Here is a 15,214-nt window from a genome sequence, read left to right as displayed (position 1 = left end):
GCGCATCCTTCGAGGCTCGCTCCGCTCGCACCTCAGGATGACGGAACTGCTGCACGCATACGCGGCCATTCGGTCGTTGTGTATCGACGCATCGCGTGAAATACTTGCCATAGCAACAATATGTGTATGGGAGGAAATGATGCGGATCCATGCGCGCGCATGGGCGATCGCGGCTTCGCTTGTCGCGCTGACGACATGCGCCCCGGCCGCATTCGCTGCGGGAATGACCGGCGATCCCGCGGCGACCTGCAGCAGCCTTGCCGGTCCCGCCGACGGCGCCGTCAAGATCGACACGGCCACGCTGCAGACCCCGACGCCGCTTTCTGTCGCAGAGAAGGGGCCGACACCTTCCGGCCGCATCATCCCGGCCAATCCTGCCTTCTGCAAGGTGCTCGGGCAGATCACGCCGACCGATCCTGCCGCGCCGCCGATCAAGTTCGAGGTCAACCTGCCGGTCGAATGGAACAACCGCTCGCTGCAGTATGGCGGCGGCGGCTTCAACGGCGTGCTGATATCAGGCCTCGGCCTGCCGCCGGCCTATCCATTCGACAAGGCTTCGCCGCTGGCGCTCGGCTTCGTGACCTATGGCACCGACTCCGGCCACGAGCAGAAGCCCGGCGAGCCGCCTCAGCTGTTCGCGCTGAACGACGAGGCGTTCGAGAATTTCTCGCACAAGGCCTACAAGAAGGTGCGCGACGCCGCGCGGGCGCTGATCGTGCGCGCCTACGGCAAGCCGCCGGCGAAGATGTATTTCATGGGATCGTCCGAAGGCGGCCGTGAAGCGCTGACCATGGCGCAGCGCTACCCCGACGATTTCGACGGCATTTTCGCGCGCGTGCCTGTCATCAACTGGGTCGGGTTGCAGCATGCCGGCACCCGTTCCGGGCTCGTGACGATGGGCGACGGCTGGATCAGGCCGGCGCAGGTCAAGCTGGTGGCCGACGCCGTGCTCAGGGCTTGCGACACCCAGGACGGCTCCGACGACGCGCTGGTGCAGGACCCCGTCGGCTGCAAGGCCGCGTTCAAGCCCGCCACGCTGGCATGTGCGGCGGGGAAGAGCGGCGACGACTGCCTGACCGAAAAGCAGATCGCCGCGATCGAAACGCTGCATTCGCCGTACAAATTTCCGTTTCCGCTCGCCAACGGCCTCGACGACTATCCGGGCTGGGGCGTGTCGGGCGAGAACACGCCGGCGTTCGGCCCGACCGGCGGCTGGAAGGCCTGGTGGCTCGGCAGCACGGCGCCGGCGCAGCCGCCGGCTCCGACCAACGGCATCGCCTGGATCTACGGCGCCGGCGGCATGCAATATGTCTTCGCCCGCGATCCGAAACTCGACGTCACCACCTACAAGCCCGAGGACCACAAGGCGCGCGTGCTGCAAGTCTCCGCACTGATGGATTCGACCGATCCGGATCTCAGCCGCTTCCACGCCCGCGGCGGCAAGCTCGTGATGCTCGAACACATGGCCGACTACGCGCAAAGCCCCTATGCCGGCATCCGCTACTTCGAGAACGTCGAGAAGAAACTCGGCAAGGACAAGGTCGCGGAATTCGCCCGGCTCTACACCGCGCCCGGCGTCGACCATGTCGGCTCCGGCGCCCCTGCCAATGTCGACATGCTGGCGGTGCTGGTCGACTGGGTTGAGAATGGCAAGGCGCCCGGCGATCTCGAGGTGCGTGAGCAGAAGACCGAGGCGCCCGCCTTCGACACCATCCGCGCGCTGCCATTGTGCCGCTGGCCGGCATGGCCGCACTACAAGTCAGGACCGGTCATCGCGGCGGCGAGTTTTGCCTGCGCGCCGTGAGGTGAGTTTCATTGCAACCTCGGATCATCTCTCCCTGCGTGGGGCGAGCGCAGCGGCGCATGCGGCGATCATGGAGCCGCGCGCCTCCGCCAGCGGAGCTACCCCCTCTTAGCCAACGGCATTGCCGTATCGCGACGCGCGCGCGGCTCTCACCGATGGCTGGTGTGCTACACCATCGCGGTCCCGGCTGACCGAGACAGATAGTCAACAATGATTTTAAGGAGGGAATGCAATGCGAATGTCTTCCGCCTTATGTCTGTTCATTGCGTTGCTCGCGATGCCTGCGGCCGCGACCGCTGGCGACGAAAACCTGAAGCAACAGGTCGAAAAGGTCGCGGCGGCCTACGCCGACAGCTTCAACAAGCAGAATGGCGCCGGTATCGCCGCGCTCTATGCGCCGGGCGGCATGATGGTCAATGCGACGGGGTCGCACACCGATATCGCGCAGACCTACGAAGGCGCCTTCAAGGCCGGGTTCAACCACAATGAAATAACGGTCCACGAGGCCATGCCGCTGGGCGCCGATACGGCTCTCGCGACCGGCGAATATCACATCACCGGCAAGAACCAGAATGGCGAGCCGCTTGATGTGACCGGGCGCTGGACCGGGGCATATATCAACCAGGGCGGAAACTGGAAGATCCGGATGGTGTCGGCCTTCCCGAAGGCGCCTCCGCCGAAATGACATCTTTGGTGCTGCACACGCAGCGTTGGTGCTGCCGAGCCCTGTTCGCCTCTCGCCTTGTGCGCGAGGCGGGCCGGATAGGCTGCACTCACGGATACAGCGTCAGCCGATCACCTGATGCGGCGAGCGGCCGAACGCGGCCTTGAAGGCGCGGCTGAAATGCGAGACGTCGCTGAAGCCGAAGCTCAGCGCGGCATCGGTCACATGGCTGACGCGCCGCTCAGCCAGCGCCTGGTAGGCACCGGCGAGGCGCTGCTGCCAGAGCCAGCGGATCGGCGTCGTGCCCTCGCGTGCGAACAGGCGATTGAGCGTGCGCGGCGCCATGTGCTGCGCGGTCGCGATCGCATCGAGATCGAGCTTGGGGTCGTCGAGCTTGGCCAGCATGTAGGCCTTCACCCGCGCCAGCCGTTCGTCGCCGCGCAATGGCGCATCGTCGGTCAGTTCGGTCTGGAGGGTGGTCGCGAAAATGTCGAGCGCTGCGGCGCCAAGCCTGATCGCAGCGGGACCGGCCGCGTCGTCGAGCCGGGTCAGCCGGCGGATCAGCGAGCCCGCCAGCGCGCCGACTTTCGACGCGTTGCCGACCCGCCGTGCGGTCAGGCGCTGCGCATCCGGCAGGCGCGCGAGCAGCAGCGGCCGCGGGATCGACACCATGATCGACCGCGCGCTAGGGGCGAATTCCAGCGTGAAGGGCTGCGCCTGGTCATGCAGCATGAGGTCGCCGCGGCGCATCCGCACCTCGCGTCCGCCCTGTGCGAAGCCGACCTCGCCGCGCAGCGTGAGCCACAGCATGAAATAGTCGCGCGGGTCCCTGCGGACGTCGCTCGCGCTGCGCATCACCCGGATGCGGTCGGCGGCCGGTGTCGACGACCAGATGTCGTTGATCGCGAGCGGGCCAAGATGGCGGATCGAGATCGACGCGGCAAATGCCTCGTCGGCGACGCGGCGGCATTCGGTCAGCGAGAATTCGCGGCAGGTGACGCGATGCCAGCGATCGAAACCGTCACCCGGCGCGACGAGCGTTTGCGCAACGACTGTGTGATCTGGGGTCTGCATCGGACCTTGCTCCTGCCCAACCCGACAGCGGGATAGTCTGCGTCGATCTCCCCGGTCTGGCAAGCAGAGCCCAGCGAATGGCCGGCCCAGCCAAGAACGGTTGCCGCGACGGATGTAGAAATGCCCCGCGTCAGGAGAGGAGACACCACATGGGCTATCAATGCGACATCATCGATCCCGCCCGCACGGTCATGATCGTTGTCGACATGCAGAACGATTTCGTGGCCGAGGGCGCCAAGCTGCGCTCCGCACAGGCTGCCGCCATGGTACCCCGGCTGGCGCAGACCCTGAAGGCTTGCCGCGACAAGGGCATCCGCGTCATCTACACCGCCCATGTGCATCGCCGCGACGGCAGCGATATGGGACTTTATGACGATCTTTACTCGCCGATCGCCGACCGCTCGTCGCTGGTCGACGGCACCGCTGGCGTCGAGATCTTCAACGACCTTGCGCCTGCACCGGGCGAGCACGTCATCAAGAAGCACCGCTACAGCGCTTTCTTCGCCACCGATCTCGACCTGATCCTGCGCGAATGGGGCATCACGACGGTGATCATCTCGGGAACGACGACCGAGAACTGCTGCCACGCCACCGCGCGGGACGCCATGTTCCACAATTACAAAGTGGTCTTCCTGTCGGACGCGACCGGCACCTTCGACTATCCCGATGTCGGCCAGGGCGCGCTGTCGGCCGAAGAGGTGCACCGCGCCACGCTGACGATCCTCGCGTTCTCCACAGCGCATGTGATGACGGCGGCCGAGATGCTGGGGCGGGTGAAGGCAACGAGTTCGAAGGCGGCGTAGCGAGTTCACCAGCAGCGCGCTACGAAACTCGATCCGCCTCTCCCCTTGTGGGAGAGGCGGATCGCATGAAGCAAAGCGCAATGCGATCCGGGTGAGGGGTTGCGGTCTATCCAGGCAGCACGCCGTATGGAGAGAGCCCCCTCACCCCAACCCTCTCCCACAAGGAGAGAGGGGCGCAGTAGTGCGCGCGGCGCCGTCCTCACTTCACCAGCGAGCACCCGCCATCGGCCAGCGGCCGGAACGCCTGGTCGGCCGGGATGGTCGCGATCAGCTTGTAATAGTCGTAGGGGTATTTCGACTCCTCCGGCTTCTTCACCTCGAACAGATACATCGGGTGGATGACGCGGCCGTCCTGGCGAATCGTGGTGTCGCCGAACAGCTTGTCCTTGCCCTTGAAGGTCTTCATCTGCGGCACCACCACCTTGGCATCGTCACTGCCGGTGGCAGCAACGGCCTTGAGGTAGGCGAGCGTCGAAGCGTAGACGCCGGCCTGGTTGCCGCTCGGCATCTTGCCGTTCATGCCGGGACGCGCGGCAAAGCGCTTGGCGAAGGCGCGGGTGTCGTCATTCATGTCCCAGTAGAAGGCTTCCAGCAATTGCAGGCCCTGCGCGACCTTCAGGCCCATGCCGTGGACGTCATTCACGAACAGCAGGAACGCGACCATGGTCTGGCCGCCCTCCTGGATACCGAACTCGGCCGCCTGCTTCACCGCGTTGATGGTGTCGCCACCGGCGTTGGCAAGGCCGATCACCTTTGCTTTCGAATTCTGCGCCTGCAGCAGGAAGGAGGCGAAGTCGGAGGTGCCGAGCGGATGCTTGCTCGATCCCAGTACCTTGCCGCCGTGCTTCTCGATGTAATTGGTCGCCTCGGCTTCAATGCCCTTGCCGAGTGCGTAGTCGACCGTCACAAAATACCAGTCCTTGCCGCCGCGCTGCATCATCGCGGCCGCGGTGGTGTTGCCGGTCGCCCAGGCATCGTTGACCCATTGGATGGTGTTGGGCGAACAGGCCTTGCCGGTGAGATCGGAACTCGCGGTCGAGGACGCCAGGAACGTCATCCTGGAATCGCGCAGCACGGTGTTGATGGCGAGGCCGACCGCCGAGTTCGGCACGTCGACGATGGCGTCGACCCCCTCGACATCGAGCCATTTGCGCGCGATCGCAGAGCCGACGTCGGCCTTGTTCTGGTGATCGGCATAGACGATCTCGACCTTGATGCCCTTGCCGCCGCCGTTGAAATCCTCCGCAGCCATCCGCGCGGCTTCCACCGACCCCATGCCGTTGGTGTCCTGGAAGATGCCGGAAATGTCGTTGAGCACGCCGACGCGCACGACATTGTCGGATATCTCCGCGCGTGCGCTGCCCGCGGCGCACGCCAATGCCAGCGCAAGTCCAATCCTTCGCCCAACCCCGAAGCCCTTCATCGATCGCATCCCCTGTTTTTCCTCAGCTAATCCGTTGCCGACCTCAAGCGTCCGGTCAGGCCGGCGTGATCTCGATCGGCAGGCTGTTCAGCCCGCGCAGCGTGTTGTTGAAGAGCCGCTTCGGCTCGCCAGTGATTTCGATCTTTGCGACGCGGCGCGCCAGCGCCGCCATCATCACCTCGCCTTCGAGGCGGGCGACCAACTGGCCGACGCACATGTGGATGCCCGAGCCGTAGCCGACATGCCCCGACGTGCGGCGCGTGATGTCGTAGCTGTCGGGGTTTTCCCAACGGCGCGGATCGCGGTTCGCCGCGGCCAGGAACATCAGCACCTTCTCGCCTTCGGGAATGCTTTCACCGCTGAGCTCGACGTCGCGGGTGGTGGTGCGGAAGAAGGTCTGGACCGGGCTTTCGAACCGCACCGCTTCCTCAAACGCGTTGCGCGCCAGCGTCGGATCGCCGCGCAGCTTCTCGAACTGGTCGGGGAAGCGCGCGAGGCAGTAGACCGCGGCGCCGATGCCGTTGACGGTGGTGTCGAGACCGGCCGACAGCAGCGAACGCACCAGCAGCGGCGCCTCGGTCGCTGTGATGACGCCGCTATCGACATGGGCGTGGATGCAGGCGCCGATGCCGCCCGGGGTAAGGTTGTCGCGCTGGCACTGCTCGGCGACATAGGCCTGATGCGGCGCCGAGCGCTCGATCGCCTCCTTGCGGAGCTCGTTCGGCGGGCCGAAGGCGTTGAACACCAGGCTCGCATAGGGCAGCAAATTCTCGCGGCCCTCGGGCCTCAGGCCCAGCGCATCCGGGAAGATCGACAACGGATAGGCTTCGGCAAGGTCCGCGATCGCGTCGAACCTGCGCTTCTCCAGCAGCACATCGAGGCGGGCCTCGGCGGCCGCGGCAAACTGCCCGCGAAGCTGCTTCATCACGGTCGCCGACAGCACCGTGCTCAGCACGGTGCGGGTCCGGGTATGGGCGGGCGGGTCGGCCTCCAGGATCAGGCTCGGCGGCCGCCACGGCTTCTCCTTGGAGAAGTCGCTGAGGCCGACGCCGCGACTGGAGCAGAAGGTCGCAGGATCATTCAGGACCGCGTGGACCTCGGCGTAGCGCGCCACGCCATAGACATTCCACTTGTCGAGATAGACCACCGGCCCGGCCTCGCGCAGCCGCTCATGGGTCGGGAATGGATTGGCGAAGAAGTCGAGCGCGAACGGATCGACGTCGAGATGCGGGACGGATGTCCCCACTGTTGCAGTCATCGGGACCTCCCGAGGTTTGATCTTGTCAATACGGGCCGCATGTCTATTGCTCCCGAGCAGTTTCGCAGCGATGATTTGAGAGATGAGCAGTCAGCCCCTCCCCCGAAAGCCCCGCCGGCCCAGACCGGCCGACCCCGCAGAAGCCACCGATGGCCCGCTGCTGGACCTCAATCGCTATGTGCCGGCGTTCATCACCTTCATCGGCAACAAGCTGTCGAACAGCGCCACCGCATTTTACCAGAAGAATTTCGGCGTCAACGTCACCGAGTGGCGAATCATCTCGCAACTGGCGATCGAGCCGGGGATTCCGGCCTCCCGGATCTGCCAGGTAATCGGCTTCGACAAGGGGCCGGTCAGCCGCAACCTCGCGGCGCTGCAGAAGCGCGGCCTGCTGACGATCCGCACCGCGCCGGACGACGGGCGCACCCATTCGATCACCCTCACCGCGCGCGGCCGCGCCATCCACGACAAGGTCATCGTCGCGGCGCTGGAGCGCGAACGGCGGCTGCTGTCGTGCCTGAAGAAGGATGAGCGCGAGGTGCTGATCGACCTGCTGCGCCGGCTGCACGAGAATCTCGGCGCCGTGACCGGGCAAGGCACGACCTGACGGCGCGGCCGGGCCACGGGCGGCGCCCTGCGCCACCGCGGTATTTGCCCAATCTTCCATGCGTGTCGTCCGCGCGCTGCTGCGCAACATCGTCCTCCCAAATGCGAGGCCGTTGACCGGCCCTGTCCCTATGGATGCAGAAACTCGCACAGCTTAGTTGCCATGGCAACTATAAAGGTGGGCGAGTGCGGCGTCAGGTCCCATGCCGAGACTTGTAACGTCGCCCTCAGGTCAGGTGAGCACGCCGCTCAGGCTCCCTCCCCCCCTTGCGGGGGAGGGTTGGGGAGAGGGGTAAGCCCCGGGCTCAACTCGCGACATTGCGCAACGTCGCATCAACGACCGCACTCACCGACCAGCGCGTGTTTTTGTGTTCAATCGACAGCGGAGCAAGTGGTACCCCTCTCCCTAACCCTCCCCCGCAAGGGGGGAGGGAACCCATCACCCCGTGCAGGCGATCGGCTCGGACGACGCGTCGTCCTCCAGTACCGCCACTGCTGCAGCGCGGCGGGTCAGCACGGCGCGCTGGTTGATGTAGCCCTTGTCGGTGATCTCCCCGCCGTCCACCGAGGCGGGCTCGGCCAGCAGCAGCGCCCGAGTGGCGTGGCCGGAGGAATGACCGCCCTGCGCCTTCAGCCGCGCTAGCCCCTGCCCGATCGCGGAACGGACCGCCGGATGCCCGATCACCTCGCGCACATCAGCACTCTCGGGCAACCCAGCCAGCGAACGGCAGGCCGCAAGGTTCGGGAACACCAGGAAGCGCACCTCGTCGCGGCCATGGCCCGCGACGACGATGTCCTGCGCGAGCGGCGCCAGCGCCGCGATTCCGGCGACACGCAAAGTGCCGACGCTGACCCAGGTGCCGGAATTGAGCTTGAAATCCTCCGCCACGCGGCCATCGAAGAACAGGCCGAGATCGGGCCGGTCGAGATCGGCAAAGGTGACGGCGTCGCCGATCCTGTAGAAGCCCTCGTCATCGAAAGCCTGCGCGGTCAGCTCGGGCGCTTTCCAGTAACCCGGCGTGACATTGGGTCCGCGCACGCGCACCTCGAGCTTGTCACCCGACGGCACGAGCTTGAGGTCGGTGCCCGGGATCGGCACGCCGATATTGCCGGAGCGCTTGGCAAGGAAGTGGCAATCGGTCGCCAGCGGCGAGGTCTCGGTCGAGCCCCAGGCCGACACCATCGGCAGCCGGCGGCCGACGGTGGCAAGCGACAATTCCTCCAGCGCGTCCCACAAATTCTGCGGCAGCGCCGCGCCGGCATAGAAGGCGAATTTGGTACCCTCGAAGAATTTGCGGCGCAGCTCGTCGTCGGTGCGCAGCGCTGCGATCAGCATGTCGAAGCCGCGCGGCACGTTGAAATAGACCGTCGGCACCACGCTGCGCAGATTGGCGAGCGAGGTCGAAAACAGCCCGGGTGCCGGCTTGCCGCCGTCGATGTAGAGCGTACCGCCGTTGCGCAGCACCAGGTTGAAATTGTGGTTGGCCCCGAAGGTGTGGCTCCATGGCAGCCAGTCGAGGATCACAAGATCATCACCGGCGGATTCGAGGAACGTCCAGGTTTGCGCCTTGGCCTGCTGGCTCGAGGTCAGCATGCGCTGGGTGTTGATCACGGCCTTCGGCGTGCCGGTCGAGCCCGAGGTGAACAGGAATTTTGCAATCGTGTCCGGCGTCACCGCGGCGAACGCCGTGGCGACCTCTGGCGATTCTGACGTCGCTGCGATGGTGCGAAACGCCAGTGCATCCGCATCATCGGGATTGCCGCTGACGATCGTCGCCCGATGCAGCGGCTCGATCGCGGCAAGCGCCGCCGCGAACGGCTTTGTACCCGCGACATAGATTGCGCCGGGATCGAGCAGGCTGATCATGCTCTTCAGCTTGTCGAAGTCTTTCGACATCAGGGAATAGGCCGGCGAGATGGCGGCCGAGGGCACACCGACATGCTGGGCGGCGAGCGCGAACAGCGCGTGGTCGATACCATTGTCGGAGAGGATGACGAGTGGCCGCTCGCTGCTCAGCCCTTGCGCCAGGACCCACGATGCGGCGCGGCGGACGATGCCGAGCGCATCGCGATAGTTCACGGTGCTCCAGGGCGCCTCCGTGCCGGCGCGCTCGCCGAGGAAGATGCGATCCGGCGCCTGCCGCGCCCAGTGCTCCAGCCAGTCGCCGACGCAGCGGGCGCTGTCTTGCAGCGGCGTGGTGGAACGGACCAGGATGCTGCCGTCGTCGCGCCTGATGGCAACGATCGCGGGCATCGCAAACAGGCTGTTCGGATTGTCACCGCTGGCGGTGGCGATCGTCATGGTCTCCTCCTTGCCCGCGTTTTGCGGGATCGCGCTGCAACATGGTGCGGCGGCGCGCTCCCGGCCGGGCTCTTGGCGATAATGTTGCGGACATCAATTGTTGTCGTCAACAACAATCTTTCCCTCCCGCCTCAATCGCGCTAGCCTTGCGTTCATGGCAACCCGTCAAAAGACCTCGCGCAAGGCAGCAGCGGCAATCCGACGCCCCCGCGCGCGGGCGATCAATGGCGCGGCGCATGCCGGCGATGACATCGGCCTCGATGCGCTGGTCGGCCACGCCGGCTATGCGGTGCGGCGCTTCCAGCTCTGGATCTTCCAGGACTTCATTAAGACGCTGGCAACCGTCGATATCCGCCCGACCCAATATTCGGTCATGACCGTGATCGGGGCCAATCCGGGCTTGAGCCAGATGGCGGTCGCCAAGCGGCTCGGGATCGAGCGCGCGCGGCTGGTGCATCTGCTCGACAGCCTGGAGGAACGTGACTTGGTCAGCCGCATCCCCTCGGCCACCGACCGCCGCTCCCACGCCCTGCATCTGACCGCGCGCGGCAAGACCGCACTGGCGCAGTTCAAGCGGCTCGCCGCCGAGCATGAGCGGCATGTCGCCGACAAGATCGGCAAGGACAACCGCGAGCGGTTGCTGCAAATCCTCGCCTGCTTCACCTGATCTGTCGGGTCGATTTTGACTTGGTCACACCTGCCTGAAGATTAGGCAGACACGTTCTCAAGCTGGCCTACGCCGGCTACCGACGACTATTTCAAGCAACTGATATTGTGTAATAATTTGACGCACTGCGGCTGCGGACGAATTGTACACAATGGCACATTGCTTGCTTCGATCGGGCTGCAATTCCCTCGCGGCGGTGCCGCACCAGAGACGAGGCCAACCACGTGACTGAAACTGTCGCCACGATCGTTGCCGCACACCGCGCCGGGACCATGACCCCCGCGCAAACCGTGGCACGCAGCTACCAGCGCATCCGCGAGCACAACGACCCCGCCATCTTCATCAGCCTGCGCGACGAGCAGGACGCGTTCGCCGAGGCTGGGCGGCTCGCGGATCCAACGCTGCCGCTCTATGGCGTGCCGGTCGCGGTGAAGGACAATATCGACGTCGCGGGGCTGCCGACCACCGCGGCCTGCCCGGCGTTCGCTTACACGCCGACGAAGGATTCCACCGCGGTCGCCAGGCTGCGTGCGGCCGGCGCGATCATCATCGGCAAGACCAATCTCGACCAGTTCGCCACCGGCCTGGTCGGCGTGCGCTCGCCCTACGGCATTCCCAAAAATCCGGTGCGCGGCGATCTGGTGCCGGGTGGATCGAGCTCGGGCTCCGCGGTCGCGGTCTCAGCAGGATTGGTGCCGCTGTCGCTCGGGACCGACACTGCCGGCAGCGGCCGCGTGCCGGCGATGCTCAACAACATCGTCGGGCTCAAGCCGAGCCTCGGACTGATCCCGAATACCGGGCTGGTGCCGGCCTGCCGCACGCTCGACTGCATCTCAGTGTTCTCGCTCACCGTCGACGACGCGCTGGCGGCGCTTGGCGTGATGGCCGGGCCGGATGACGCGGACCCGTATTCGCGCGACCGGCCGCTGGCGCCGCGCGCGACTTTCCCGGCGAAGCTGAAGCTCGGCATTCCCAAGAGCGGCCAACTGATCTTCTTCGGCGACCGCGAGGCCGAGAGGGCCTATGGCGAGGCATTAAAGCGCTGGCAGTCGCTCGGCGCCGAGCTCGTCGAATTCGATCTCGAGCCGTTCTATGAGACGGCGCGGCTGCTCTATGAAGGCCCCTGGGTCGCCGAGCGCTATCTCGTGATCCGCGACCTGCTGGCGTCGGCGCCGGACGCGATCCATCCGGTGACCCGCGAGATCACCATCGGTGGCGCGCGGCTCACGGCGGCCGATACGTTCTCGGCGCTGTACCGTCTGCAGGCGCTGCGTCGTGTCGCCGTGCGCACCTTCGCGCAGTGCGACGCGATCGTGCTGCCGACCGCGCCGACGGTCTATTCCACCGCCGACGTGCTGGCCAACCCTATCGAGCTCAACTCGCGGCTCGGCACCTACACCAATTTCGTCAACCTGCTCGATCTCTGCGGCCTGGCGCTGCCGGCGACGATGCGGCCTGACGGCGCGCCGTTCGGCATCACGCTGCTCGCGCCTGCCGGCCGCGACGCCGAACTTGCCGGCATCGGCCGCGTCTTCCACGCCGACACCGGACTTGGCCTCGGCGCCAAGGCGCTGCCGCAACCGTCACTCGCCGCCGTGCCGGCGCAGGCCGCATCCAGCGAGATCACGATCGCGGTGGTCGGCGCGCATCTCTCCGGCATGGCGCTGAACCACGAATTGACGACGCTCGATGCGCGCCTGCTGGAAGAGGCCGTCACCGCCGCGGACTACAAGCTCTATGCGCTCGACACCACGCCGCCGAAGCCCGGCATGCTGCGCATCGAAGCCGGCGCGGGCCATGCGATCAAGCTCGAGCTGTGGGCGATGTCGCCGTCTGCGTTCGGCACATTCGTCGCCGCGATCCCGCCGCCGCTGTCGATCGGCACCATCAGGCTCGCCGACGGGCGGCAAGCGAAAGGCTTCATCGTCGAGCCCGCCGCGATCACGAGCGCGAAGGATATCTCGGGCTATGGCGGCTGGCGGGCGTTCATGGCGGAGCGAGCGAAGGCGTAGCCGCAACGTCAGTGCGCTCCCTCGCCCCGCTCTTGCGGGGAGAGGTAAGAAGACTTACACCGACACCGCGTAGGTCTCGTATTCGCCGCGCACCTGCTCGATATGGGCGCGCATCGCGGCCGCAGCGCCTTGCTTGTCGCCGCGCAGGATGGCGACGACGACGCGGTCGTGCTCGGCGTGCGACTTCGCCAAACGCCCGAGGTTGCGGAACTGGGCGCGGCGGAACGGCTGCACCCGCACCCGCGTCGCCAGGGTGATCTCGGCGATATAGGCGTTCTGCGAGCCGGCATAGATCGCGTTGTGGAACCGCTCATTGACCTCGTGGAAGCGCTCGGGATTGCCGGTGTAGCTCAACACCCGCAGCTCCTCATGGATCGCTTCCAGCGCGTGACGCTCGGCCGGTGTCATCCGCTCGGCGGCAAGGCCGGCGCACATCGCTTCCAGCTCGGCCATCGCCTCGAACATGCCGGTGAGCCGCTCCAGCGAGGGCCGCGCCACCACCGCGCCACGATGCGCGCGGGCATCAATGAGCCCGCTGGCGGCAAGCTGTCGCAGCGCCTCCCGCACCGGCGTGCGCGACACATTGAACCGGCGCGCAAGATCGGTCTCGTCGAGGCCTGCACCGGGCGGCAGTGTGCCGCGCACGATCTCGTCGGCGAGTTGCAGGCGCAGCTCTTCGGCGCGGGTGATCTTGTCGACCAGCGACGACGGGCGATCGACGCGCGGCACCACCGGCTCGGACTCGGCCGGCTGTGGCGGGCGGGTCGGAAGATCGTCCAGGCTCATGGTTCAAGCGCTCGTGTTCAAACGCCTTTGGGCTCGTCGATGACGCTGACATGGGCCGCGACGATTCTCCAGCCCTCAGGGAAGCGAATCCAGGTCTGCATCTGCCGCCCCACCCTACCCGGAGTGCTGTCCCGGTAGAACAGCGTCGAGGCGATCGCGGTGTCGCGGCCATAGGCCGTGATCACGGTGCGGTCGATCTTGCGCATCAGACCGACCGGAGAGCGCCCGGCGCGAAACGCCATGATCTCGGCGTAGCCATAAAGGTTCTCGCCGATGCCGTAACGCAGCGTGCGGCTATCGTTGCGGAACAGCTCGTCGAGCACGGCGACGTCGTTCGACACCAGCGCCTTTTCATAGCGCTGGAACTGGGCGGTGACCTCGGCGACCACGTCGGGAAGATCGATTTCCATATCAGAGTCCTCTCGGCGCCGGCGCGGCCGCAACGCCCATCTGTTCCAGAGCATAGGCGACCCGCAGCGCGATGTCCTCACGCCAGGGCGCGGCGATGATCTGCACGCCGATCGGCAACGGCTCGAGCGGCACCGGCACGGCCACGACGGGCAGGCCGATGAAGGAGATCGGCTGGGTATGGATGCCGATATTGGCGCGCACCGGAAGCTCGACGCCATCGAGCGTGAAATTGACCTGACCGAGCTTCGGTGCCGTACACGGCGTCGCCGGCGCCAGGATCACGTCGACCGACTGGAACAGCTCCAGCATCCTGGTGCGGAACCAACGGCGAAATTTCTGCGCCTTGTCGACATAGACCGCCGGCACCATCGCGCCCGCAATGAAGCGATCACGCACCGCGGGATCGAAATCATTCGGACGCTTGCGCAACCGGTCGAGATGCAGCGCGGCGCCTTCGGTCGTGGTGATGATGTAGGCCGCAGCGCGGGCACGCGCGGCTTCCGGCAATTCGACGGTCCGCGTGGCACCGAGCGCCTTGGCGACGCGCGCGACCGCTTCGACCGCCTCCGGAAACAGGTTCTGCTGGAAATAGCCGCCGGCGATCGCGATCCGCAGCCCGCGGACATCATTCGCCAGCAACGGCACGGTCGGCTCGACCGACTGCACGATGCAGCCTGGATCATCGCCATCAGGTCCCTGCATCGCGTCATAGGCGAGCGCGAGATCCTTCACGCTGCGCGCCAGCGGACCGAGATGATCGAGGCTCGCGACGAACGGATAGGAGCGCGCGCGCGATAGCCTTCCATAGGTCGGCTTCAGGCCGAACGTGCCGCAGAACGACGACGGCACCCGGATCGAGCCGTTGGTGTCGGAGCCGAGCGCGATCGGCACCAGCGCGCCGCCGACGGCGCTGCCGGAGCCGCCCGACGAGCCTCCGGTCATCCGCGTCGGATCGTGCGGATTGCGCGACGGGCCGTCATGCACGTTCTCGCCCGTGAAGTCGTAGGCGTATTCGCCCATGTTGAGCGCGCCGACCAATACGGCGCCGGCCGCTTCCATCCGCTCGATCAGCGCGGCGTCGCGCGACGACGGCGGCAGGTCGCGGTTGATCTTCGAGCCGGCGCGGGTCGAGAGCCCCTGCACGTCGAACAGGTTCTTCACCGCGAAGGGCACGCCGGCGAGCGGGCCGACCGATTGCCCCGCCGCAATGGCGGCGTCGATCGCCTTCGCCTTGGCGCGCGCGCGATCGGCGGTGACGTCGGTGAAGGCGTTGAGCACCTTGTCGTGCGCCGCGATGCGCGCGAGCGCAGCCTCGGTCGCGGCAAGTGCTGACATTTTGCGGCTTGATACGGCCTGCGCGATCTCGGCGGCCGACATGAAAGCGGGAGTTTCAGGCATCGCGAT

At 66.3% G+C, this 15,214-nt stretch carries 13 protein-coding genes; 6 read left to right on the top strand and 7 right to left on the bottom strand.

Translation table 11 applies throughout. The annotated features are described in order from the left end of the window. The first annotated feature begins 139 nt into the window (after window positions 1–139). Window positions 140–1,804 (top strand): tannase/feruloyl esterase family alpha/beta hydrolase, encoded by a 1,665-nt coding sequence (locus tag JQ616_RS31440; RefSeq protein WP_433996019.1) that lies wholly within the window; start codon window positions 140–142, stop codon window positions 1,802–1,804. 232 nt (window positions 1,805–2,036) lie between these two features. Continuing rightward, entirely contained in the window at window positions 2,037–2,489 is a 453-nt protein-coding gene (locus tag JQ616_RS31435) for a YybH family protein (protein ID WP_249137503.1), read from the top strand. A 102-nt stretch (window positions 2,490–2,591) separates the two neighbouring features. Here the strand turns inward: JQ616_RS31435 and JQ616_RS31430 are convergent, their stop codons facing one another. Continuing rightward, window positions 2,592–3,542 carry a helix-turn-helix domain-containing protein gene (locus JQ616_RS31430; protein WP_212021466.1) on the bottom strand — a complete coding sequence of 317 codons (951 nt, stop codon included), beginning with the start codon at window positions 3,540–3,542 and terminating at the stop codon, window positions 2,592–2,594. 149 nt (window positions 3,543–3,691) lie between these two features. Here JQ616_RS31430 and JQ616_RS31425 point away from each other — a divergent pair, with 149 nt between their 5' ends. Continuing rightward, window positions 3,692–4,345: an isochorismatase family protein gene (locus JQ616_RS31425; RefSeq protein ID WP_212021464.1), complete on the top strand. Its 654-nt coding sequence runs from the start codon at window positions 3,692–3,694 to the stop codon at window positions 4,343–4,345. 199 nt (window positions 4,346–4,544) lie between these two features. On the opposite strand, the gene JQ616_RS31420 is transcribed toward JQ616_RS31425, so the two are convergent. Both JQ616_RS31420 and JQ616_RS31415 read right to left on the bottom strand, forming a co-directional pair. Beyond that, window positions 4,545–5,768, bottom strand: a complete 1,224-nt coding sequence (locus tag JQ616_RS31420; RefSeq protein ID WP_212021715.1) for an ABC transporter substrate-binding protein — start codon at window positions 5,766–5,768, stop codon at window positions 4,545–4,547. A gap of 55 nt (window positions 5,769–5,823) precedes the next feature. Then, window positions 5,824–7,026: a cytochrome P450 gene (locus tag JQ616_RS31415; RefSeq protein WP_212021462.1), complete on the bottom strand. Its 1,203-nt coding sequence runs from the start codon at window positions 7,024–7,026 to the stop codon at window positions 5,824–5,826. A gap of 82 nt (window positions 7,027–7,108) precedes the next feature. On the opposite strand from JQ616_RS31415, the gene JQ616_RS31410 reads away from it, so the two are divergent. Next, window positions 7,109–7,633, top strand: coding sequence for a MarR family winged helix-turn-helix transcriptional regulator (locus JQ616_RS31410; protein ID WP_249137501.1), 525 nt, complete (start codon window positions 7,109–7,111; stop codon window positions 7,631–7,633). Between the two features lie 438 nt (window positions 7,634–8,071). Here JQ616_RS31410 and JQ616_RS31405 read toward each other — a convergent pair whose 3' ends face one another. Next, window positions 8,072–9,934, bottom strand: coding sequence for a feruloyl-CoA synthase (locus JQ616_RS31405; protein WP_212021460.1), 1,863 nt, complete (start codon window positions 9,932–9,934; stop codon window positions 8,072–8,074). A gap of 154 nt (window positions 9,935–10,088) precedes the next feature. On the opposite strand from JQ616_RS31405, the gene JQ616_RS31400 reads away from it, so the two are divergent. Together JQ616_RS31400 and atzF are read left to right on the top strand one after the other, a co-directional pair. Then, window positions 10,089–10,601 (top strand): MarR family winged helix-turn-helix transcriptional regulator, encoded by a 513-nt coding sequence (locus JQ616_RS31400; protein ID WP_212021458.1) that lies wholly within the window; start codon window positions 10,089–10,091, stop codon window positions 10,599–10,601. A gap of 224 nt (window positions 10,602–10,825) precedes the next feature. Next, the gene (atzF, locus tag JQ616_RS31395; RefSeq protein ID WP_212021456.1) at window positions 10,826–12,613 is read left to right on the top strand and encodes an allophanate hydrolase; all 1,788 of its coding nucleotides are present in this window, start codon (window positions 10,826–10,828) and stop codon (window positions 12,611–12,613) included. 54 nt (window positions 12,614–12,667) lie between these two features. Here the strand turns inward: atzF and JQ616_RS31390 are convergent, their stop codons facing one another. From JQ616_RS31390 to JQ616_RS31380, 3 genes are read right to left on the bottom strand one after another with little or no spacing between them, the layout of a single operon-like run. Then, the gene (locus tag JQ616_RS31390; RefSeq protein ID WP_212021454.1) at window positions 12,668–13,399 is read right to left on the bottom strand and encodes a GntR family transcriptional regulator; all 732 of its coding nucleotides are present in this window, start codon (window positions 13,397–13,399) and stop codon (window positions 12,668–12,670) included. Between the two features lie 17 nt (window positions 13,400–13,416). Then, entirely contained in the window at window positions 13,417–13,809 is a 393-nt protein-coding gene (gene hpxZ, locus JQ616_RS31385; RefSeq protein WP_212021452.1) for an oxalurate catabolism protein HpxZ, read from the bottom strand. A gap of 1 nt (window position 13,810) precedes the next feature. Next, on the bottom strand, window positions 13,811–15,208 hold the full coding sequence (locus JQ616_RS31380) for an AtzE family amidohydrolase (RefSeq protein ID WP_249137500.1): 1,398 nt from the start codon (window positions 15,206–15,208) through the stop codon (window positions 13,811–13,813). Window positions 15,209–15,214: the final 6 nt, after the last annotated feature.

Origin of the sequence: Bradyrhizobium tropiciagri (genome assembly GCF_018130545.1) — a bacterium.
Classification (GTDB): domain Bacteria; phylum Pseudomonadota; class Alphaproteobacteria; order Rhizobiales; family Xanthobacteraceae; genus Bradyrhizobium; species Bradyrhizobium tropiciagri_A.
Note: the sequence above shows the minus strand (reverse complement) of the source record. Positions and strands in the feature narration are given on the sequence as shown.

Excerpts from the sequence above, each read along its gene's own strand:
- JQ616_RS31410 (WP_249137501.1), top strand. The coding sequence starts at position 7,109 with ATGAGCAGTCAGCCCCTCCCCCGAAAGCCCCGCCGGCCCAGACCGGCC.
- JQ616_RS31430 (WP_212021466.1), bottom strand. The coding sequence starts at position 3,542 with ATGCAGACCCCAGATCACACAGTCGTTGCGCAAACGCTCGTCGCGCCG.
- JQ616_RS31420 (WP_212021715.1), bottom strand. The coding sequence starts at position 5,768 with ATGAAGGGCTTCGGGGTTGGGCGAAGGATTGGACTTGCGCTGGCATTG.
- JQ616_RS31380 (WP_249137500.1), bottom strand. The coding sequence starts at position 15,208 with ATGCCTGAAACTCCCGCTTTCATGTCGGCCGCCGAGATCGCGCAGGCC.
- hpxZ (WP_212021452.1), bottom strand. The coding sequence starts at position 13,809 with ATGGAAATCGATCTTCCCGACGTGGTCGCCGAGGTCACCGCCCAGTTC.
- JQ616_RS31390 (WP_212021454.1), bottom strand. The coding sequence starts at position 13,399 with ATGAGCCTGGACGATCTTCCGACCCGCCCGCCACAGCCGGCCGAGTCC.
- JQ616_RS31425 (WP_212021464.1), top strand. The coding sequence starts at position 3,692 with ATGGGCTATCAATGCGACATCATCGATCCCGCCCGCACGGTCATGATC.
- JQ616_RS31400 (WP_212021458.1), top strand. The coding sequence starts at position 10,089 with ATGGCAACCCGTCAAAAGACCTCGCGCAAGGCAGCAGCGGCAATCCGA.
- JQ616_RS31435 (WP_249137503.1), top strand. The coding sequence starts at position 2,037 with ATGCGAATGTCTTCCGCCTTATGTCTGTTCATTGCGTTGCTCGCGATG.
- JQ616_RS31440 (WP_433996019.1), top strand. The coding sequence starts at position 140 with ATGCGGATCCATGCGCGCGCATGGGCGATCGCGGCTTCGCTTGTCGCG.
- JQ616_RS31405 (WP_212021460.1), bottom strand. The coding sequence starts at position 9,934 with ATGACGATCGCCACCGCCAGCGGTGACAATCCGAACAGCCTGTTTGCG.
- JQ616_RS31415 (WP_212021462.1), bottom strand. The coding sequence starts at position 7,026 with ATGACTGCAACAGTGGGGACATCCGTCCCGCATCTCGACGTCGATCCG.